Source organism: Candidatus Pelagibacter sp. IMCC9063 (assembly GCF_000195085.1).
Classification (GTDB): domain Bacteria; phylum Pseudomonadota; class Alphaproteobacteria; order Pelagibacterales; family Pelagibacteraceae; genus IMCC9063.
The window spans coordinates 1,151,312-1,170,790 of sequence record NC_015380.1 but is presented as its reverse complement, the minus strand read 5'-3'; the positions used below and the strand labels follow the sequence as shown (position 1 = coordinate 1,170,790).

Genomic DNA, 19,479 nt, shown 5'->3' with positions numbered 1-19,479 from the left:
CGATGAGCTCACAAGTTATTAGCATTACCGATGCTGCAGCAGAACGTATAAACGAAATAATGTCCAACGCTAAAGATAATACTATCGAAGGAGTTCGAGTGAATGTGGTTACAGGTGGTTGCGCTGGCATGTCTTATGAAATGAATTATATAAATGAAAAAAGTCCAGGGGATGAAGTTATCGAAGACAAGGGTGTCAAAGTTTATATTGACCCTAAGGCAATTATGTATCTTTTGGGAACAGTCATGGATTATAAAAAAGATAAATTCTCATCTTCTTTTGTTTTTAACAATCCTAACGAGACGGAACGTTGCGGCTGTGGAGAGTCTTTTAAGATTTAGACTGTTCTACTAAATTTCTTTCTTTAAGACCAAATTTTTTATTATATAGTAATTTAAATTTAATTTTATTATTGATACTTATTTTAACTATTCTTGCATCCCTGATTTCATTATTGTCTGCTACTGCACTGACTGGTCTTTTCTTAGAATCCAAATTTTTGATTAAAATTTTTGATTTGTTCGATATGGCTTTTCCTTTTAACCCCCTAGGTCTAAATGGACTTATTGGAGTCATTGCAATTTTTTTACTATCTAAATGGAGTATTTGTCCTCCCGCTGAAAGATTGTAAGCAGTGCTACCTGCAGGCGTAGCAATTAGTAAACCATCACCAGTTAATTGTTTAATCTGCAATTTGCCATCTATGTAAACTTCCAACTTTGTTGTTTGTCTACTTTGTCTAAATATAGAAACTTCATTAATAGCTATTATTTTTTTAATAGTTTTGGTTCGGGTAGTTACAGTCATTTGCAAAGGGTTAAGAATAATCTGATTGCTTTTTTTTATATTGGCTTTTAATTTACCGATAGAAAATGGGTTCAGTAAGAATCCATGATTTCCTTGATTCATTCCATAAAAAGGTTTTTTGAATTGATAATATTTTTTTAAGGATTGCAGCATAAAGCCGTCGCCACCAACCACAATAATCGTATCGCATTTACTAGGTGTATAATTCTTATAACTTTTTAGTATTTGTTTTTTTGCCGAAAGAGCTTTATTTGTATTGTCAGTGATTAGGCAAATTTTTAGATCATCCATAGCTAATAAACTGATATCATAAAAATAGTTAAAAAAAATGAATATTACATCCTTAAAAAAATCTTTTTTAATACATTGCTCTGATTTAAAATTAAAAAAAAATCACGAACAGATAGAAATTATTGAACTTTTAATAAAATTTTACAAAGACAGCGAGAAAGAAAATAATTTTTTTTCTAGACTATTCTCTCCCAGAGAAAACAAACTTGGCTTCTATTTGTACGGTGACGTGGGGGTGGGAAAGACGATGGTATTAAATTTTTTTTACGATTCCCTAACTATTCCGAAACAAAGATTGCACTTCAATGAGTTTATGATCAATGTTCATGATTTTATTCATCAAAACAAAGAAAAATCCAAAAGTGAGAATTTGTTAGAATTGTTTGTCAAAAATTTAAAAAAAAAACTGAATTAATTTATTTTGATGAATTCCAAGTAACCAACATTGTAGATGCTATGATTTTAGGAAAACTATTTCAAACCATCTTTAACCACAACATCAAAGCTATATTTACTTCCAACATTCAAATTGACAATCTCTATCAAGATGGATTGCAAAGAGAGCAGTTCGTGCCATTTATCAAAACTATTAAAAAATTTTGCATAGAGCGAGGGCTGGTCATTAAAAGTGACTATAGAACATCTGGTTTTAAAACTTTAGAACGTTTTTTTCATCCTATTAATGAAAAAACTAAATTTAACATCAATCAACTAACTAGAGAAATCACCAAAGGAAAAGCCTTAACCACCCCAGAGATTTTGGTCAAAGGTAGATCTTTTTGTATTGAGCAATATTACGAAGGAACAGCAATGTTTCATTTTAATGATCTGTGTTCTAAAAATTTGGGGGCAGAGGATTATATTGCTATTGCTGAAAAATCTAAATTTATTATCCTAGAAAACATTCCTAATTTCAATAATGACAATATGAATGAGCAACAAAGATTTATTACTTTAATAGATATTTTATATGAAAAAAAAATCCCCATTCTAGTCTCATGCGAAGTTTCCATTGACGATATGACTTCATCTCTTAAACTAGCTGCACCCTTCAAGAGAACAGTTAGCAGATTGCACGAACTAACTTCTCCTGATTTTGCAATTTAACTTATTAAAAATAAAAAATCTCTTTTTGCAAAACCTTTAGCTAGGTTTTTGCTTTCCCCACATTTCAAAGTATTTCCCTTTTTGCGCTAATAGACTTTCATGTGTTCCATGCTCAATAATAACGCCCTCATCAAGAACAATTATATTATCAGCATTTGCAGCAGTAGAAAGTCGATGCGCAATTATTAGAGTTGTCTTGTTTTTAGAGACATTTTCTAAGTTTTTTTGAATTTCTTTTTCAGTGCTTGTGTCTAGGGCAGAGGTTGCCTCGTCAAAGAAGAATATTTTAGGATTTTTTAGAATAGTTCTTGCAATAGCTACTCTTTGTTTTTCTCCACCAGATAGCTTTAAGCCTCTCTCTCCTACAATTGTTTCATAGCCATCCGGTAAAATTGATATGAAATCATGTATATCTGCATTTTTAGCAGCACTAACCACCTCTTCTTTAGTAGCTCCAGTTCTTCCATAAGCAATGTTGTAATAGATTGTATCGTTAAATAAGACAGTATCCTGTGGAACCACGCCAATTATTTCTCGTAAAGATTCTTGAGAGATTTTGTTTATGTTAATATTATTGATATAAATCCCCCCTACTTTAGGATCGTAAAATTTAAAAAGTAACCTGCTAATTGTTGATTTACCAGCTCCGGTAGGTCCTACAATCGCAACTTTTTTTCCATTGGGAACTACAAATGAGATATTTTTGATGATAGTTCTTCGAATGTCATAATCAAAACTAACATTAGAAAATTTAATTTCAGCAACATCACTTTGTGGCATAGTATCAAAAACATTTTGTGTTGTGGGTGATATTTCTAATAAGCTAAACATGTTTTCCATGTCAGTTAAAGCTTGCCTAATTTCTCTATAGACTGAACCTAGCCAACTTAAAGGTTGGTATAATTGAAGCATATAAGCATTAATTACTACAAAGCCTCCGACATCGATGTCCCCACTTTTAATGCCGTAAGCAGACATTACTAGCATGATAGTAATTCCAGTCGTTATGATTAATGTTTGGGCTACATTTAATAACGATAGAGCATGACGAGTTTGATTAGCAGCTAATTCGTATTCCTCTAAGGATTTATCAAGCCTATTAAATTCAAATTTTTCATTATTAAAATATTTAACTGTTTCAAAATTTAACAAGCTATCAATCATTTTTGTACTGACATCGTTGTCAGCTTGATTCATTTTTCTTCTAAATTCATTTCTCCATTCCGTGATCTGAAATGTTAAGTAAGAATAAAAACCCACAGTTATAAGAGTTATAACTGCATACCATGGTCCATAAAGATAAAATAAAATTCCTGAAACTAAAAAAATTTCAAAAAAAGTAGGAACAATATTAAACAATACATATCTTAAAAGAAAATCTATTCCTTTGGTTCCCCTATCTATAAATTTTGCAAGTGCTCCCGTTTGTCTATTTAAATGAAATTGCAATGACAAATTATGTACGTGCTGAAACATGGTTAAGGATATTTGTCTGATAGAGTGTTGAGAAACCTTTGAAAACAAAGCATCCCTAATTTCAACAAATGCAAAAGTAATTATTCTCGCAATGCCGTAGCCGACAATTAAAGCAACAGGCACAAGCATAAATAAATTAATACCTGAACTCAGTTCTGTGAGGGAGTTAACTGACGCTCCCAATATTAAAGGAGTCGTAACGTTGGCTATTTTTGCCAATACTAAAGCAATAACTGCAAAGCTAACTCTTGTCTTTAGGTCCCTTCTTTTTTTTGGCCATAAATAAGGAAGCAACAGTTTGAAAGTCTTGATATATTTTCCTTGTTTCATAATCTTAATATACCTGATTATTCATAATTTATTATGGGCAAAAAAGCAGGGGTGGTTTAGTAATAGTTTTATCTTTTGTCTTTCATGTCTGACATATGAAGTTTAAGAGCCCTTGTTGAAATTTGAACTTCTACAATAAAAAAGACTATAGATATCAACATAGAAGTGCAGCAAGATACAAAAATAATTTTAGCAATAAATATCTTATTTAGATAAAGCGCAAAGACTGTCAGCATATTAAAAAAAAATCCTAACGCAGCAAAAAGCATCGTGTATTTGGCAATCTTTATTCTACCTTCTAAATTTTCTAGTTGCTTCTCCCAATGAGCGGGCACATGTTTATCAAAAATATAATCATCATGAATTTTTCTAATTAAGACACTTAAGCTGTGAAATCTATTGTTATAGACTGTCATTAATAGAGGTATTGCTGGAAACATGAGGGCAGTAACTGTATAATTTATATTCATATATGAATTTTATTGTATCATAAACTTATTTCATAGATTAGATTTTTTTAATATTGAGTGTAATTTTTCCATGAATCAGAATTTATTTAAAGTTAAAGGAACATATGTGAATGGAATGTGGTTTAATGAACCCAAAACATATGAAGTCATTAACCCATCCAACAATTCTGTATTAGCAAAGATACCCGTCTCTTCTAATGAGGAGTTAGAACTTGCAGTCCAATCTGCAACAAAAGCACAAAAAGAATGGGCCAAAGTAAGCATTTCTAAAAGAGCAGATTTAATTTTAAAATTATGCTCAAGAATTGAAGATCGAGTAGAAGAATTCGCCTTGATGGATACCTACAATGCAGGTAACGCAATTACTTTTGCTAGAAAAGATGTCTTACAGGCAGTCGCTAATATGAAATACTTTGCAGGACTAGTCCGTGAAGTAAAAGGGGAGACCTTCTCCATGGAGCCAAAACATTTAAATTTTTCGAGACAACAACCGTATGGGGTAGTTTTGAAAATCAATTCTTTTAATCGCCCTTTTAGATGGTGTGCTGAAAAATTGGCTGCTCCTATCTTAATGGGAAATGCCGTCATCATTAAAAACTCAGAACAAGCACCTATTTCATCTTTAAAATTTTGTGAATTGTTGGATGGCTTGTTTCCAAATGGACTTATTAATGTAGTAACCGGAGGTGCGGATGTAGGATCTTTTTTAGTTAAACATCCTTTAGTCAAACGAATAGCAGTAATTTCATCAGTTCAAACAGGAATTGCTATAGCCAAAGATGCAGCTCCTTTATTAAAGAATATATCATTAGAATTGGGTGGAAAAAATCCTCTTATTGTTTTTGATGATGTGGATATTGATTTTGCAGTCGATCTAACTATTAAAGGAATGCGTTTTGACACTAAGGGCGAGTCTTGCAGCTCTCCTTCTAGAATTTTAGTCCATAAAAAATTACACGATAAATACTTAGAAACATTAATTACTGAAGTAAAAAAAATACCAGTAGGCTTGCCATGGATTGATACTAATGTGGTAGGGCCGGTAGTTTCCAAAAAGCAATTTGATAGTGTTCATCGTTTTATTCAATCAGGAATTAAAGAGGGTGCAAAATTAGAATTGGGTGGAGATTCACCCAAAACAGAAGATTTGAAAGATGGTTTTTTCATCAATCCCACTATTTTTTCAAAAGTCACCCCTACTATGACCATTGCAAACCAGGAAATTTTTGGTCCTGTAATATCGGTCATGAGTTGGGGTAATTATGAAGAGATGATGAACATAGCCAATTCAACAGATTACGGATTAACTGCAGGAATTGTAACGAATTCATTAAGCAATGCGATGAAAACTGCAGAAGAAATTGAATGTGGGTATGTATGGATTAATGCGGCAGGTAGATATGCAGGTGCTCCTTATGGGGGGTGGAAGTTAAGTGGAATTGGTGTTGAAGAATGTTACGATGAATTAAAAAGTTATAGCAGAGTAAAGAATATTAATATGAAATGGCTTTAACCAAATGAAAGGAATGGCATGGACGAAAAACTATTTAAAGTAGGATTGGAAAAAAGAAAAAAAGTTCTTGGAAAAGAGTATGTCGAAACGGTCATGGCTAATACCACTGACTTAAACGATACATTTCAAAAGGCTATGACAGAATGGTGTTGGGGCTTTGGTTGGGGTGATGAGTCTATTGATATGAAAACGAGATCTATGATGAATTTAACTATGATTGCAGCTTTAGGAAAAATGCATGAATGGGAAATTCATTGCAAGGGTGCAATAAAAAACGGAGTTACTGAAGAGCAGTTAAGAGCTATTTTGCATGTGATCGGTATTTATTGTGGTGTACCTCAGGCAATGGAATGTTTTAGAGTAGCTAAAAAAGTTTTAGATGAGCAAAAGTCTTAATAAGATAGTTTTAATTTAAGTTTAGCCAATACGGTTTTAAAATTTTAATACTAGATTGCTCCAAAGAAATAGTTTGGTCAAGTAAATGCTTGCTCTCTTCTGCATCTAAAATACCAAAGCAGGCAGGATCTAAAGAAATTATTTTTCCAATTGTCTTTTCATTATCTTTTATAGGCTGTCCAATTTCAACCGAACCTTGAATGATTTGAATAGGAAAAACTCTTTTTCTTATTTTATTTTTCAAATTCATTCTTGCGGTATTTTCCTGACCTACAAAACATCCTTTCTTAAAACTTACCCCATTCAGTTCCTTTAGGTTTAACTCTAGAGAAAAATAATTGGATAATGCCAATTCTGGAACCAAGTCTACCAATCCGACTTGGTGACAAATTTTAACATAGGTATCTAGGGGTAATAAATTTACATTCAACTCCTTTACTAGATCATCAAATTTATCTTTGAGAATAATTCCGTGAACACCCAGGTCAGCTAATCTTGGATCATTAAAAAAAAAACCATATTGATTTTGAATGGTAAATCCTTGGATAGTATTAAATTTGCTAGCTATGATCTCATTTGCCATATTAAAAAAAAGCGAGACATACTCCTGATCTACTTTGCTTATTTGAATTTGAGATCTAAGCTTGTAGACAGTAAGCTTGGCAATAAAGTCATCTACAATTAATTTATTACATTGAAGTAAATAATGATCACTAGATTTCTTAGTTATAATAAAATCGTATAAAAATTTTCCTTGTGGAGTTAATAAGCATGAATATATGGAAGTTTTTTCATCCACTAATTGTATATCGTTAGAGATTATACTTTGCAAAAAAGGAACTACATCAGACCCGTTAATGGAAATAACTGTCTTTTGTTCTAAATGGATTGCAAAATTACTATTCATATATATCTTTTTTGTATATTAGTTTGTGTTTAATAATGTCTAATAAATATACTTTAATTATAAAAAATGCAGAGTGCTATATAGATAAGAAGCTTATTCTTACCGACATCGCAATAAAAGATAACATTATTTCCAAAATCTCAGAAAAAATAGATGATTCTGCAGACCTTGTTCTTGATGCAAAAGGCTTATCTGTCTTTCCTGGCATTGTAGATACGCAAGTACATTTTAGGGAACCAGGCAATACAAAAAAAGAAAATTTAGAAAGTGGTAGTAAATCTGCTGTGCTGGGAGGAGTGACTTCTGTGTTTGAAATGCCTAATACTTCACCCCCGACGGATAGCCCTGAACGTTTTCAGCAAAAATTAGATTTAGCAAAAAATAGAATGCACTGTAATTATGCCTTTTATTATGGAGCGACAGAGAATAACTCAGTTGCCTTAGATGTAACTAAAAACTTAGAGGGATGTTGCGGAGTTAAAATGTTTGTTGGTTCTTCTACTGGAAATTTATTAGTTAAAGAAGATAAATATATCGAGCAAGTGATTAAAAATTCTCCAAGAATCGTTTCTGTTCATTCAGAAGATGAAAACATGCTTGAAGCTAATAAAGATAAAATTATCGAAGGAGATGTTAAAACACATTATGTTTGGAGAAGTGTGGAGACCGCGATGTCTTCTACAAAAAAATTAGCTAACTACGCAAAAAATCATAACAAAAGAGTTCATATCCTTCACATATCGACTAAGGACGAAATGGAATTTTTACGAGATTATAAAGATATTGTTAGCGTTGAAGTTATTCCTAATCATTTAAGTTTATTTGCCCCAGATTGTTACGATAAAAAAGGAACTTTTGTACAAATGAATCCTCCTGTTCGTGAAAAAGAGCATATGGACGGAATATGGAAAGGTGTTTTAGATGGAACGGTGGATGTTATTGGTTCGGATCATGCACCTCATACGATAGAAGAAAAATTACAAACTTATCCAGCAAGTCCATCGGGAATGCCAGGTGTGCAAACTATTTTTCTTTTAATGTTAAAGCATTTCTTCGAGGGAAAAATTAAGTTATCAAAAGTAATTAGTTTATTATCTGAAAATCCTTGTAAATTATTTGGAATAGAAAAAAGAGGTTTTATTCAAGAGGGTTTCTACGCGGATCTTACAGTAGTTGATATGAAAAAAGAATTTGTAATTACCAATGATTGGATTGCAAGTAATTGTAAATGGACCCCATACGATGGTTGGAAATTACCTGCCACGCCATCAGGTACTATTGTGAATGGAAATGTTTCTGTGTGGGATGGAAAACTAGCCGAAACTAAATACGGTAAACCATTAAAGTTTAGTTAATATTTATTTTTATATTTTGAGAGTGTGCGCTTACGGAAGTATAACAGCTGGTCCTTTAAGCTTTCTTGCCTCTAGGTCTTCGTGTGCTTTTTTTGCTTCAGATAAAGGGTAAGTTTTAAAAATATCAACTTTAAATTTTTTAGTTAAGATAGCATCAAACACTGTTGCTGCCGCATCCTCCAATTCTTTTCTAGTAACTGTATAGTGAGCAATAGAAGGTCGGGTAAAAAACAAACCTTTTGTATTAATATGTTTCTTAATATCTAATGTTTTGACGTATCCAGAGGCATTTCCAAAAGCAACCATCATTCCTCTGACTTTTAAACATTCAATCGATCCTTCAAAAGTAGAAGCACCTACACCATCATAAACGACATCAATTCCATTTTTTCCTACTATTTTTTCAACTTCTTCAACGAAATTGTGATCTGTGTAGTTGATTACATGATGACACCCATTTTGCTTTGCTATCGCCTCTTTTTCTTTGGAGCCAACAGTTCCAATTACCGTGCAACCAATTGCATTTGCCCATTGGCAAAGTATTTGCCCCACACCACCAGCTGCTGCATGAAATAAAACCTTATCACCTTTTTTAGCAGGATAAGCCCGATGCAATAAATATTCGGCAGTAATTCCCTTTAACATAATGACAGAAGCAACCTCATTGGAAATCCCCTCTGGAACTAAAACTAATTTTTCTTGAGGAAATATTTGTTTTTCTGAATAAGAACCGATGGGCATAGAAGAGTGAGCAACACGATCTCCTACTTTAAATAATGTAACATCTGATCCAATTTCTTCCACCATTCCACACGCTTCCAAGCCAATACCACTAGGTAATGGAATAGGGTACAGACCTGTACGGTGATAGACATCAATATAGTTAAGACCGATAGATAAATTTTTTATTAAAACTTCATTCGCATTTAGCTTAGGTAGCTCTACATCTACTGACTGAAGTTCTTCAGGACCACCAAATTTTTGAATTTTAATTACTTTAACCATATTACTTTTTAGTTACTTTTTTTTAAAACTCAATGTTTAAATGTAGGAAGATTTTTTATACTATCATCAAAAACATACTTTTCATAAAAAGAAGAAAATTTTAAATAAATTTTAAACATTAGAAGCGATATAACCAAACCAAAAATTATTCTCGCAAAAAAAACTCCTGAATAATGACCTCCTATAGCAATCATTAAAAGAGTATCTTCAATTGCAGCATGAACTAGATTCAGCATCGATACAGCGAGAAAAACACTTTGCTTGTCTATCTTTCCAGTCTTAACTTCTTTTATTAAAATACCTCCTCCAAACTGAAGACCAATCGTGATACCGACAATAATAATATTAGTAGCTTCTTTGCTAATTCCAAAAAGCTTCAAGGGATAGACTAAAATTTTTTTCAAAAAACTTTCAATGCCTAATACTTTTAATAACTGAAGGATGGTAACCATCACAACGACTATACAAAACACATATAGTAAATTTAGTAACTGGTCTTGCATCCAAAACTGCCATTCTGGTCGAGGAGGTTCTATTTTAAAGTAAGTAGAATATGGTTCATTTAAAAAATTAAAAAAATCGTAAATTAAACCTAGTATAAAACAAATAATGAAAGCAGAAACCAATCTAAATAGAACTGTATAAATAAAAGACACACCCGCAGCTTTGGATATTGCAGATTCAACAGGAAGGTTGTGACAAATTAAAATACCAGTTGCTAATACAGTGATTTGAGAAACTGTTACTTCTAACCCAGGAATTAAATTTACAAATAAAACTAGGGAAGCATAAATATTTACTGCAAAAGCCGTAACCCACACAATACCAAGTTCCGGGGGAAGTCCAATAAGCCCCATAAGAGGTGCAAATACTTTTGAGATAAGCTCAATCGCACCAATTATTTCTAAAATCTTAATAATAAAAACAAATGGTATAAGTATTTTAAAAAGAGGGACGGCAACTTCTTTTATCTCAAAGAATAGATTTCTAAAAAACATCAAATTTTTAAATACAACTAATAATTTATTTACTTATTTTTTATTTTTTTTATAAATTAATTTTTTATTTAACACTGAAAGAAAATAAAACAAATGACAAAATTTATAAATATTGTAAGAATTAAGGTTAAACCATCTTTAAAAGAAGAGTATTTAAAATTAATGAATGCTAGACCAGCATTTGATGGCCAAGTCTCAAGCTATCTTGCTGAAACAGGTTCCTATCGATTTCATATGATCGCCATATGGCATTCGGAGGATGCCATTGTAAAAGCAAGACCTCAAATGATTGAATTTTTGGATACACTAAGGTACACATTGGAAGAGTTATCATCAGGTTTGGGAGTTACCGAACCAACATCTGGCCCTATAGTTTTAGAAAAGTAAAAAAAATGATTAAAAAAATATTACTAACAGTTTATTTCATATTATTTTCTAATTTTGTATTCGCAGAATCTATGAAAATGATTGGAATGAAAGGAAAGTCTAGTGAGGTTTCGAGAACTATTAATGTAAAGATGTATGATAATTATTTTGAACCAAAATCAATCAAAGTAAAAAGTGGAGAAACAATTAAATTTGTAGTCGAAAATAAAGGTAAGTTAGTCCATGAATACAATATTGCTACTAAAAAAAATGCATTTAAAGCATCAACCAGAAATGATGATGATGATGCAGATGGGAATATTACTTCCTACCAAGCTGGATATGAAAAAAATGAAAGAAGCTTCAAAGACAAACCATTCCATGTCTCATTCTCACTCAAATAGCCTATTGCTTGAACCGAATAAAAGAGGTGAAATTATTTGGAAATTTTCTACTAATAAAGAATTGGAAATTGCATGTAATGTACCCGGTCATTATCAGGCAGGCATGGTTTCTGCAGTTTCTATAAATTAATTTTAATAAAACGAAGTAGAGGTACATCAAAAAATGCAACTAATTAGTTGCTTTTTAAAGATTCCTTTGAAATGTAGAGTAAAGTTAATTTTTAAAATAATTATATTTCAATGATCAAAACAACGCTGAAGTCATTTGCCCAGTCAATTGGATATGGAGATAATGATTATATCCCCAAAGAAGGAGCTTCTTTTTTTCTATTTAAAACTGAAATTTTATCAGGTCTGACAGTGGCGTTGGCTTTAGTTCCAGAGGCAATTGCTTTTGCTTTTGTTGCGGGGGTTACTCCATTGTCTGGATTGTATGCAGCTTTTATTGTTGGCCTAATTACCGCTTTGTTGGGAGGTCGTCCTGGAATGATTTCGGGTGCTACCGGAGCTTTGGCAGTAGTGATGGTTTCTTTGGTAATGATTCATGGTGCCCAATATTTGTTTGCGACTGTTGTACTGATGGGAATTATTCAATTAATTGCTGGGATATTTAAGTTAGGAAAATTTATAAGAATGGTGCCTCAACCTGTAATGTTAGGTTTTGTTAATGGGTTAGCTATTGTGATTGGATTATCTCAACTTAGTCAGTTTAAAGTAACTAATGCTAATGGAGAATCCGTTTGGATGTCTGGTGAACCTCTTTTGTATTCTCTTGGATTTGTTTTAGTAACGATGCTTGTTATTTGGTTATTGCCAAAAATTACTAAAGCAATACCAGCAACTTTAGTTTCTATTCTTGTAGTTACGGGAATAGTTATAGGTTTTGACATCCCCATTCCTAGAGTAGGTGATTTAGCTAGCGTTAAAGGAGGACTTCCTGATTTTTCTATTCCCAATGTTCCTTTTAATTTTGAAACATTAAAAATTATTTTACCTTATTCAATTATTTTAGCTGCCATTGGCTTAATAGAGAGTTTGTTAACTTTAAACTTGGTGAGTGAAATTACTAATAAAAGAGGTGGAGCAAGTAAAGAATGTTTAGCTCAAGGATTGGCTAATACCGTTACAGGATTTTTTGGAGGTATGGGTGGTTGTGCGATGATCGGGCAATCTATGATTAATGTAAAGTCGGGAGGAAGAACTCGTATTGCAGCAGTGGCTGCCGCTCTTTTTCTTCTTATATTTATTTTATATACCTCCTCTTTAATTGAGCTGATACCAATTGCTGCATTAGTGGGTGTTATGTTTATGGTGGTGATTGGAACATTTGCTTGGAATTCTATAAAATTGTTATCAGTAGTACCAAGGTCAGATGCTTTAGTGATTGTGTTAGTCACAATAGTCACCGTTTACAAAGATTTGGCATTAGCTGTAGTAGTAGGTGTAATTGTATCCGCTTTAGTGTTTGCATGGAAATCTGCATCAAGAATTAGGGCAACGGAACGACCTTCTGTTCACGAAAGTGGTGCAAAAGTTTACGAAATTGAAGGACCTTTATTTTTTAGTTCTACGAATAGTTTTTTAGAAATTTTTAAACCAGAACAAGATCCTGATGTTGTAATTATAGACTTTGCTAAATCTAAAGTAATTGATCAATCTGCATTAAAAGCTATTGAAGATATTGCAGATCGATATTCCAACATAGGTAAAAAAGTTAAACTCAGACACTTAACTAAAGATTGTCACCGCTTATTGAGTAGAACGGGGCAGTTAATGGTCGATAGTGATGATGATCCAGATTACGATTTAGCTGTTGATTATGACGTTAAACTCGGAATTTTTGGAAAAGAGTAAACTCTATTTATTGTTCTATATTAGAAATTTTATATAAATTGCTAATCTATTTATGAAAAATAATCTAATATTTTTTTTTGCTCTTTTTTTTTCAGTATTTTTTTCATACTCTGTAAGCATGGCAAATGAAGAGGCGAAATATAACGTTGTTAAAAAACAAAATGGTTACGAAATAAGGTTGTATCAGGATAGGTTAATAGTTCAGGCTGTTATGGAAGAAGAGAGCGGAGCTTTTAGAAAACTTTTTAAATATATTAATGGAGCCAATAACACTTCTGAAAAGATAAAAATGACCATTCCAGTTACTCAAATGAATAAAAATAATACCAGTGTTATGCAATTTTATCTTCCTTCCAAATTTAGTAAAAAAACAGTTCCTAACCCGACCAATTCAGAGGTAACAATCGAAACGATTAAGGAGGGCTACTTTGCAGTAATTGAATACTCTGGATGGGCTTCTAAAAAAAATTTTACAAAACATAGCGACATTCTTCGTCAAAAACTTATCGAAGATAAAGTTTCAGTGAAAGGATTTGCTATTAAAGCAACTTACAATGCTCCTTTTACACCTCCACCTTTTCGTCGCAATGAGGTTATGTTTAGAATTGATTGGAAAAAATAAGTACAGCGATATGAAACAACTAATTTTTTTAATTTATCTATTCTTATTTCTACCAAATATTACGTTGAGTAAAATTACTAATGATAGTGTTGAAATTTATTTAGTAAATCAATTGGATGAGCCTAGAGGTTATTGTATCGATATAAGGGGCCATAAATTAAAAGCAAAAATTAACAAAGCACTTCAGGCTCACACTTGTTATTCTTACCAAGGAGAAATATCTGTAGACCAAGGCTTTGATTCTACTAAATTGACTAAAAATCAATTCTTCATGCCTTCATTTAATGTTTGCATGACAGCTTCATCCGTTATTCCGTCATCTAATCTGCAACTTGGAAAGTGTGATTATAGTAAACTTCAGAAATTTGAATGGAGCAATAAAGGCAAGATTCATCCGATCAGTAATAAAAAATTATGTCTTACTGTTAATCAAGGACAATCCAAGCAAGGTGGGGGTGGAACGCCAGTTCACCTAATGAGAAATATATCGCTTGAACTTTGTACTAACTCACTCAAACCTTTTCAAATTTGGGGTATGCGAAGAGCATGAAGAGGCATTTATTGTTGAGCTATCTTTTAGTAATTTGAGTATTTTTTCTTATAAAATTTTTGTTAAAATTTTAGGTATCTGTTCCTTAAACTTAAAAAAACCTTTGGTCGAATATTGCCAGCAATGTTTGTCATAGTCTCTTGCTAGATAATAAATATTAAACTCTTTCTTAATCTCTTTTATAAAATCATTTTCATATCCAACAGCAAGATAAGGAAATATGATATTTTTAATGCTTTTTTCTTTTGTTATAGTTTGAAAATCATCTTTGTTTTGGATGACCGTTTGGGAGTTAAACCGTTCTTTAAGAACTGTTGTTAGATACTGATTAGATCTAATCTTAAAATCCAACACTTTTTGTGAATACCTTTCTTTTTTTAAAATGGAAGTGAAGTCTATAACCGCGTAGTGATTAAAATTTATTTCTTTTTCCGCAAGATGAAGAGAGCAGTCTAGATTGTGAAAAACAAATAAAGAATCTTCACTATTGATCTCATCAAATAAGATGGGCTGAATGTCGTAACTTCTATCCTCATGCTTAGCTTGCGCTTGTTCATTTAAATTTAAATGCTCATACGTTTTAGAGGAGAATTTATTAATATTCCATTCTGCAGCTAGATAATGCTTACCCTTAGTATGAAGCCCCGCAACCCATCTCCAGCCTAGTGTGTTTGATGCTGGATCTCCATCTAGTAAATGTTTAAGAAAAAAATTCGCGCCAAGCTGCCAGGGCAATCCTAGTGTAAAAATCCAAATACTAGCAAACCACATACGTGCGTGATTATGTAAGTAGCCAAATTCCTTTAATTCTAAAACCCAATCGTTAAGGCATGATATTTTAGTATTTCCTTCTATGGCCTCTTTATAATTAGAGCTGGTCAATTCATTATGTAAATTCTTTAGGTCGTGGTTATAATCATCCCAGACCTGTGGTCTCATTTCTAGCCAGCCTTTCCAGTAAGTTCTCCAAAAAACTTCCTGAACAAATTTTTCAATTTTTTTAAAGGGAAGTTTACTGTAAGCAGACCGAATAGTTTCCTGCTCATCTATAATCCGGTGACTTATATATTGTGATAATAAGCTTGTATTGTTTCTGTTTACTGGGCCAGGATCAAAATTTCTTTCTGCAGCATATTTTCCTAAGTTGTTATTAGAAAAATTTTCTAACCGGCTTAATGCCTCATCTCTAATGTTCATTGCTTAATATTTCATGGCAAGTTCGATGAAGAATTGAATGCAAATACACTAGATGATTAAAATCTTTATTGTATCCTCCTCCCAAAACTCCACACAAAGGAATTTTGTTTTTATAAAAATTGTTAATTACCATTTTTTCTCTTTTTTCAATTCCTTCTGTCGTAATATTTAATTTACCAAGCTTATCATCTTTATGGATATCCACGCCTGCTACATAAAACACAAAATCAAAATTCATTTTATTAACAAGCTCTAAACTTTTTGATACAGTATTTAAATACTCCTCATCAGTGATGTCATCTGCCAGTTCTAAATCTTGGTTGCTTTGTTGCTTTACAAGGGGATAGTTTTTTTTGGAATGAGCACTGAAAGTATAGACTTGATCATTGTTTTCAAAAATTTTAGCAGTACCATCACCTTGATGTACATCCAGATCATAGATTAGAATTTTTTTTACTGAATGTTTGTTTAGCAAATTGTAGGCAGCAACAGCTACATCATTAAAGACACAGTAACCATTGCCTGAATCGGAAAATGCATGATGAGACCCTCCTGCAGTATTGCAAGCTAACTTGTAACTCAAAGCTAATTTTGCAGACAAAACAGTCCCCCCAGTTGCCATATAAGATCTTCTTTTGACACTCGGAACCATTGGAAAACCAAGTTTTCTTTCTTCTTCTTTAGACAAAGAGAGGTTATCGATTTTTTGAATATATTCTGGCTGGTGCGCTTTGGCTAGGTCGAGATATTGAACTGGCTCTGGAATATGCAAATTTTTTTATTTAAAATGTTATCTTTTTTTAAAAGATCAAATAATGCACCAAACTTTTTTATGGGAAAGCGATGATCATCACCAATTTGGGCTACATAATCAGGATGATTAACTATTGGAAGCATTCAATGTTTTTAATAAATAAAAATATCAATTAACTCTTTCAAAAATATTAAACAATAATTCCGAAACGTGCTTGGCATCTCTTTTGGAAAAATCAAATATTTGTTGCCTACAGCTAGTTCCATTGGCAATCACCACATCATCAGGACTGTCATTAATAGCTGGTATCAAAGATAGGTTAGCCATTTTTTTAGAAATTTCATAATTTTTAGAGCTATATCCAAATGATCCTGCCATACCACAACAGCTACTATCAATGGGCTTATGCTTGATCTCTAGAGTTTTTAACAATTCTAACAAACCTTTAAAACGATCTTGAGATTTCTGATGACAATGACCATGAACTAAAACATTCTTATTATAAGCATGTGCGCTTACTTTATTTCCTTCTTTAATTTGTTCTAAAATAAATTCTTCAATCAAATAAAATTTATTCTTTAACTTATCTCTATTTTCAATTCCTTTAAGGGCCGTAAATTCATCATTAAAAGTAAGAAGACATGATGGCTCAATTCCAACCACAGGCATTTCTGCATACCCATTATTATATAGATAATTAGTAACTCTATTCATTTCAAATTTTGCTTTATCCATCTGACCATATGAGATGTATGTTCTTCCACAACAAAGAGGTCTGGATAAATTATTATCATCAAAACTTGGAATAATTGCTTGAAAGCCAAATTTGTTTAATACTTTGATAGCGTACATAATATTCTTAACTTCAAAATTAATATTAAATGTGTCCGCAAGTAAAATGACCTTCTTCTCAAATGTTGGCTGAGTTTTGTAAATTTCTTTTAAGGGGGTAATGCTTTGCACTTCTGGCATTTCTCTTTTGGTAGAAAAACCAAATGCCTCAATAACTTTATCTAAGATAGGAATGTTTTTTACTTTGTTAAAAATAGGAGCGGTTATTTTAATTAACCAGATAAGTCTTGGCATATCAGATATAATTCTGTCTTTGATACCCATGGTAAATTTTTTATAGTAATGAGATAAAAATTCACTTTTCATCTTTGCCATATCTACACTCATCGGACATTCTCGCTGACAAGCTTTGCAACTTACACAAAGTTCCATAGTTTCAAACATTTCTTTTGATGCAAAAGATCCTTTTGGTAATTGATTGGATAGAGCTAATCGTAAAGTGTTAGCTCTTCCTCTAACCAAATCTTTTTCTTCCATCGTTACACGGTAAGAAGGGCACATCACTCCTGAATCTAGCTTTCTACAAGCTCCATTATTATTACACATCTCCACTGCATCTGAAAGCTGACCCCAAGCAGACCAATCATAATGAGTAGAAATATTTTCTGCTTTGTAGCCAGGTTTGTAGCGCATTAATGTTCGGTCATCTGATTTGAATGCTCGTACAATTTTTCCTGGATTTAAAAGCCCTTTTGGATCAAAGGTGTCTTTAATTTCCTCAAAAGCACCAACAATTTTCTTACCAAACATCATCTCATGAAACTCAGATCTTACAATCCCATCTCCATGCTCACCTGAGTGAGACCCTTTATATTCTTTCACCATGGCAAAAGCTTCTTGAGCAATAGCTTTCATATTTTTGATATCTTGTTCAGATTTTGCATTGAGGATAGGTCTTACATGAAGGGTTCCGACCGAAGCATGGGCATAAAATAATCCTTCGGTATTATATTTTCTAAACACATCTCTCAATCGTTCCGTATAGTCTGCTAAATTTTCTAATGTGACAGCACAATCTTCAATGAAGGCTACTCCTTTTTTGTCACCTTTCATGGACATTAAAATGTTTAATCCAGCTTTTCTTATTTCAAATACTGCCTTTTGATCATTTAGATTTTCATAAGCGGTAAAATCATTGTTTTGATTATCTAATTTTATTAACGACTCTAAATCTTTTAATTTTTTTCTTGCAACATCTAAATCATCATCAATAAACTCAACCATTAAAACGGCCTCAGGATTTCCTTTAATGTATTTTTTAATTTCTCCTGCATAAAGAGGGATGTCTTTGGCTAGGCTAATTAAGTTGTGATCCAATAGCTCTACAGTGGTAGGTTTTAATTTAACGATTTCTTGAGCTAAGTTCATCGCTTCTCTGAAATTAGCAAAGTAACAAACTCCCAATACTTTTCTGGTAGGGATCTCCCATAATTTTAATTTGATTTTATTAAATAAAGATAAGGTTCCTTCAGATCCAACTAGTATATTGGATGTGTTAAAACCATTAGGATTGATAAGGTCAATATTATATCCACCAACTCTTCTCTGAGTTATGGGAAAGTGCAAATCTATTTCTTCTTTTGTATTATTCTTAACATCTAAGAATTTTTTAATAATTTCGTATTTTCTATTTCTTTCATTAGTCACTTCTAAATAATTTTTATCAATGTCATCAAAAGTGTGTACAGTTCCGTCGTCCAAGATTGCTTCAACAGCCAAAACATTATTCACCATGTTACCGTAATGAAGAGACCTCGACCCACAACTGTTATTTGCAGTCATTCCTCCAATAGTAGCTCTGCTGCTAGTTGAGACATCGATGGGATACCAAAGACCATAAGGTTTTAAATATGCATTAAGCTGATCAAGAACTATCCCAGGTTCAACCCAAACAGTTTTTTCTTCCTTGTTAAAATCTAAAATTTTATTTTGATGTCTCGAGTAATCTAAGACAATGGATTCACCTACCGTTTGACCTGACTGAGAGCTTCCACCACCTCTTGCAAGCAAAGATATCCCTTGTTTTTGGGAATACTCCATGATTCTAAGAACATCATTCTTGTCTTTGGGTAAAACAGCACCCAAGGGCTTGATTTGATAAAGAGAAGCATCGGTGCTGTACCGTCCTCTAGAAAAGTCATCAAACAACACTTTGCCTTTGACCTGACCTTGAATTTCTTTTGCGATTTTTGCTATTTGATTTTGATTCATAGTTAATATCTTAG

General features: G+C 32.5%; 21 protein-coding genes. 12 read left to right on the top strand and 9 right to left on the bottom strand.

Translation table 11 applies throughout. The annotated features are described in order from the left end of the window. Nucleotides 1-2 precede the first annotated feature (2 nt). On the top strand, nucleotides 3-341 hold the full coding sequence (locus SAR11G3_RS06255; RefSeq protein WP_013695962.1) for a HesB/IscA family protein: 339 nt from the start codon (nucleotides 3-5) through the stop codon (nucleotides 339-341). Here the strand turns inward: SAR11G3_RS06255 and SAR11G3_RS06250 are convergent. Next, the gene (locus tag SAR11G3_RS06250) at nucleotides 331-1,098 is read right to left on the bottom strand and encodes an NAD kinase (RefSeq protein ID WP_013695961.1); all 768 of its coding nucleotides are present in this window, start codon (nucleotides 1,096-1,098) and stop codon (nucleotides 331-333) included. The two genes, SAR11G3_RS06255 and SAR11G3_RS06250, sit on opposite strands and share 11 nt — an antisense overlap. A gap of 37 nt (nucleotides 1,099-1,135) precedes the next feature. Between SAR11G3_RS06250 and zapE (SAR11G3_RS07765) the strand changes: the two genes are divergently transcribed. Both zapE (SAR11G3_RS07765) and zapE (SAR11G3_RS07760) read left to right on the top strand, forming a co-directional pair. Further along, nucleotides 1,136-1,513 (top strand): AFG1/ZapE family ATPase, encoded by a 378-nt coding sequence (zapE, locus tag SAR11G3_RS07765; protein ID WP_013695960.1) that lies wholly within the window; start codon nucleotides 1,136-1,138, stop codon nucleotides 1,511-1,513. Continuing rightward, a complete protein-coding gene (gene zapE, locus SAR11G3_RS07760; RefSeq protein WP_315861718.1) occupies nucleotides 1,477-2,205 on the top strand; it encodes a cell division protein ZapE in 729 nt (242 codons plus the stop codon). Before zapE (SAR11G3_RS07765) ends, zapE (SAR11G3_RS07760) begins: the two co-directional genes overlap by 37 nt. Nucleotides 2,206-2,241: 36 nt before the next feature. Here zapE (SAR11G3_RS07760) and SAR11G3_RS06240 read toward each other — a convergent pair whose 3' ends face one another. Then, nucleotides 2,242-4,011 (bottom strand): ABCB family ABC transporter ATP-binding protein/permease, encoded by a 1,770-nt coding sequence (locus SAR11G3_RS06240; protein ID WP_013695958.1) that lies wholly within the window; start codon nucleotides 4,009-4,011, stop codon nucleotides 2,242-2,244. Nucleotides 4,012-4,079: 68 nt separating this feature from the next. Beyond that, the gene (locus SAR11G3_RS06235; protein WP_041862406.1) at nucleotides 4,080-4,481 is read right to left on the bottom strand and encodes a DUF2721 domain-containing protein; all 402 of its coding nucleotides are present in this window, start codon (nucleotides 4,479-4,481) and stop codon (nucleotides 4,080-4,082) included. Nucleotides 4,482-4,551: 70 nt separating this feature from the next. Here SAR11G3_RS06235 and SAR11G3_RS06230 point away from each other — a divergent pair, with 70 nt between their 5' ends. Together SAR11G3_RS06230 and SAR11G3_RS06225 are read left to right on the top strand one after the other, a co-directional pair. Next, nucleotides 4,552-5,994, top strand: coding sequence for an aldehyde dehydrogenase family protein (locus SAR11G3_RS06230; RefSeq protein WP_049775436.1), 1,443 nt, complete (start codon nucleotides 4,552-4,554; stop codon nucleotides 5,992-5,994). 18 nt (nucleotides 5,995-6,012) lie between these two features. After that, complete coding sequence (locus SAR11G3_RS06225) at nucleotides 6,013-6,390, top strand: carboxymuconolactone decarboxylase family protein (protein ID WP_013695955.1); 378 nt, start codon at nucleotides 6,013-6,015, stop codon at nucleotides 6,388-6,390. 10 nt (nucleotides 6,391-6,400) lie between these two features. Here SAR11G3_RS06225 and ygfZ read toward each other — a convergent pair whose 3' ends face one another. After that, nucleotides 6,401-7,297 (bottom strand): CAF17-like 4Fe-4S cluster assembly/insertion protein YgfZ, encoded by an 897-nt coding sequence (gene ygfZ / locus SAR11G3_RS06220; RefSeq protein ID WP_013695954.1) that lies wholly within the window; start codon nucleotides 7,295-7,297, stop codon nucleotides 6,401-6,403. A 35-nt stretch (nucleotides 7,298-7,332) separates the two neighbouring features. On the opposite strand from ygfZ, the gene SAR11G3_RS06215 reads away from it, so the two are divergent. Next, nucleotides 7,333-8,652, top strand: coding sequence for a dihydroorotase (locus tag SAR11G3_RS06215; protein WP_013695953.1), 1,320 nt, complete (start codon nucleotides 7,333-7,335; stop codon nucleotides 8,650-8,652). 30 nt (nucleotides 8,653-8,682) lie between these two features. Here SAR11G3_RS06215 and SAR11G3_RS06210 read toward each other — a convergent pair whose 3' ends face one another. Together SAR11G3_RS06210 and SAR11G3_RS06205 are read right to left on the bottom strand one after the other, a co-directional pair. Continuing rightward, complete coding sequence (locus SAR11G3_RS06210) at nucleotides 8,683-9,657, bottom strand: quinone oxidoreductase family protein (protein ID WP_013695952.1); 975 nt, start codon at nucleotides 9,655-9,657, stop codon at nucleotides 8,683-8,685. 29 nt (nucleotides 9,658-9,686) lie between these two features. After that, nucleotides 9,687-10,655, bottom strand: a complete 969-nt coding sequence (locus SAR11G3_RS06205) for a nucleoside recognition domain-containing protein (protein ID WP_013695951.1) — start codon at nucleotides 10,653-10,655, stop codon at nucleotides 9,687-9,689. A gap of 93 nt (nucleotides 10,656-10,748) precedes the next feature. Between SAR11G3_RS06205 and SAR11G3_RS06200 the strand changes: the two genes are divergently transcribed. The 6 genes from SAR11G3_RS06200 (at nucleotide 10,749) to SAR11G3_RS06180 (ending at nucleotide 14,451) form a co-directional block, all read left to right on the top strand. After that, nucleotides 10,749-11,042 (top strand): hypothetical protein, encoded by a 294-nt coding sequence (locus SAR11G3_RS06200; RefSeq protein ID WP_013695950.1) that lies wholly within the window; start codon nucleotides 10,749-10,751, stop codon nucleotides 11,040-11,042. Nucleotides 11,043-11,047: 5 nt separating this feature from the next. Further along, nucleotides 11,048-11,425 (top strand): cupredoxin domain-containing protein, encoded by a 378-nt coding sequence (locus tag SAR11G3_RS06195; protein ID WP_013695949.1) that lies wholly within the window; start codon nucleotides 11,048-11,050, stop codon nucleotides 11,423-11,425. A gap of 4 nt (nucleotides 11,426-11,429) precedes the next feature. Further along, entirely contained in the window at nucleotides 11,430-11,555 is a 126-nt protein-coding gene (locus tag SAR11G3_RS07755) for a hypothetical protein (RefSeq protein WP_255346860.1), read from the top strand. Between the two features lie 110 nt (nucleotides 11,556-11,665). Further along, nucleotides 11,666-13,279, top strand: coding sequence for a SulP family inorganic anion transporter (locus SAR11G3_RS06190; RefSeq protein ID WP_013695947.1), 1,614 nt, complete (start codon nucleotides 11,666-11,668; stop codon nucleotides 13,277-13,279). A 52-nt stretch (nucleotides 13,280-13,331) separates the two neighbouring features. Next, nucleotides 13,332-13,901: an SOUL family heme-binding protein gene (locus SAR11G3_RS06185; protein ID WP_013695946.1), complete on the top strand. Its 570-nt coding sequence runs from the start codon at nucleotides 13,332-13,334 to the stop codon at nucleotides 13,899-13,901. A gap of 10 nt (nucleotides 13,902-13,911) precedes the next feature. Next, a complete protein-coding gene (locus SAR11G3_RS06180; RefSeq protein WP_013695945.1) occupies nucleotides 13,912-14,451 on the top strand; it encodes an RICIN domain-containing protein in 540 nt (179 codons plus the stop codon). A 48-nt stretch (nucleotides 14,452-14,499) separates the two neighbouring features. Here SAR11G3_RS06180 and SAR11G3_RS06175 read toward each other — a convergent pair whose 3' ends face one another. The 3 genes from SAR11G3_RS06175 to SAR11G3_RS06165 all read right to left on the bottom strand — a co-directional run bounded on the left by SAR11G3_RS06175 (nucleotide 14,500) and on the right by SAR11G3_RS06165 (nucleotide 19,465). Continuing rightward, a complete protein-coding gene (locus tag SAR11G3_RS06175; protein ID WP_013695944.1) occupies nucleotides 14,500-15,648 on the bottom strand; it encodes an FAD-binding domain-containing protein in 1,149 nt (382 codons plus the stop codon). Further along, nucleotides 15,638-16,420 carry a histone deacetylase family protein gene (locus tag SAR11G3_RS06170; RefSeq protein ID WP_013695943.1) on the bottom strand — a complete coding sequence of 261 codons (783 nt, stop codon included), beginning with the start codon at nucleotides 16,418-16,420 and terminating at the stop codon, nucleotides 15,638-15,640. Before SAR11G3_RS06170 ends, SAR11G3_RS06175 begins: the two co-directional genes overlap by 11 nt. Before the next feature lie 150 nt (nucleotides 16,421-16,570). Continuing rightward, complete coding sequence (locus tag SAR11G3_RS06165) at nucleotides 16,571-19,465, bottom strand: FAD-binding and (Fe-S)-binding domain-containing protein (RefSeq protein ID WP_013695941.1); 2,895 nt, start codon at nucleotides 19,463-19,465, stop codon at nucleotides 16,571-16,573. Between the last annotated feature and the right edge of the window lie 14 nt (nucleotides 19,466-19,479).

What these genes read in the sequence shown, in the direction of transcription:
- SAR11G3_RS06255 (WP_013695962.1), top strand. Translation starts at nt 3, where the DNA reads ATGAGCTCACAAGTTATTAGCATTACCGATGCTGCAGCAGAACGTATA.
- SAR11G3_RS06250 (WP_013695961.1), bottom strand. Translation starts at nt 1,098, where the DNA reads ATGGATGATCTAAAAATTTGCCTAATCACTGACAATACAAATAAAGCT.
- zapE (WP_013695960.1), top strand. Translation starts at nt 1,136, where the DNA reads ATGAATATTACATCCTTAAAAAAATCTTTTTTAATACATTGCTCTGAT.
- SAR11G3_RS06240 (WP_013695958.1), bottom strand. Translation starts at nt 4,011, where the DNA reads ATGAAACAAGGAAAATATATCAAGACTTTCAAACTGTTGCTTCCTTAT.
- SAR11G3_RS06235 (WP_041862406.1), bottom strand. Translation starts at nt 4,481, where the DNA reads ATGAATATAAATTATACAGTTACTGCCCTCATGTTTCCAGCAATACCT.
- SAR11G3_RS06230 (WP_049775436.1), top strand. Translation starts at nt 4,552, where the DNA reads ATGAATCAGAATTTATTTAAAGTTAAAGGAACATATGTGAATGGAATG.
- SAR11G3_RS06225 (WP_013695955.1), top strand. Translation starts at nt 6,013, where the DNA reads ATGGACGAAAAACTATTTAAAGTAGGATTGGAAAAAAGAAAAAAAGTT.
- ygfZ (WP_013695954.1), bottom strand. Translation starts at nt 7,297, where the DNA reads ATGAATAGTAATTTTGCAATCCATTTAGAACAAAAGACAGTTATTTCC.
- SAR11G3_RS06215 (WP_013695953.1), top strand. Translation starts at nt 7,333, where the DNA reads ATGTCTAATAAATATACTTTAATTATAAAAAATGCAGAGTGCTATATA.
- SAR11G3_RS06210 (WP_013695952.1), bottom strand. Translation starts at nt 9,657, where the DNA reads ATGGTTAAAGTAATTAAAATTCAAAAATTTGGTGGTCCTGAAGAACTT.
- SAR11G3_RS06205 (WP_013695951.1), bottom strand. Translation starts at nt 10,655, where the DNA reads ATGTTTTTTAGAAATCTATTCTTTGAGATAAAAGAAGTTGCCGTCCCT.
- SAR11G3_RS06200 (WP_013695950.1), top strand. Translation starts at nt 10,749, where the DNA reads ATGACAAAATTTATAAATATTGTAAGAATTAAGGTTAAACCATCTTTA.
- SAR11G3_RS06195 (WP_013695949.1), top strand. Translation starts at nt 11,048, where the DNA reads ATGATTAAAAAAATATTACTAACAGTTTATTTCATATTATTTTCTAAT.
- SAR11G3_RS06190 (WP_013695947.1), top strand. Translation starts at nt 11,666, where the DNA reads ATGATCAAAACAACGCTGAAGTCATTTGCCCAGTCAATTGGATATGGA.
- SAR11G3_RS06185 (WP_013695946.1), top strand. Translation starts at nt 13,332, where the DNA reads ATGAAAAATAATCTAATATTTTTTTTTGCTCTTTTTTTTTCAGTATTT.
- SAR11G3_RS06180 (WP_013695945.1), top strand. Translation starts at nt 13,912, where the DNA reads ATGAAACAACTAATTTTTTTAATTTATCTATTCTTATTTCTACCAAAT.
- SAR11G3_RS06175 (WP_013695944.1), bottom strand. Translation starts at nt 15,648, where the DNA reads ATGAACATTAGAGATGAGGCATTAAGCCGGTTAGAAAATTTTTCTAAT.
- SAR11G3_RS06165 (WP_013695941.1), bottom strand. Translation starts at nt 19,465, where the DNA reads ATGAATCAAAATCAAATAGCAAAAATCGCAAAAGAAATTCAAGGTCAG.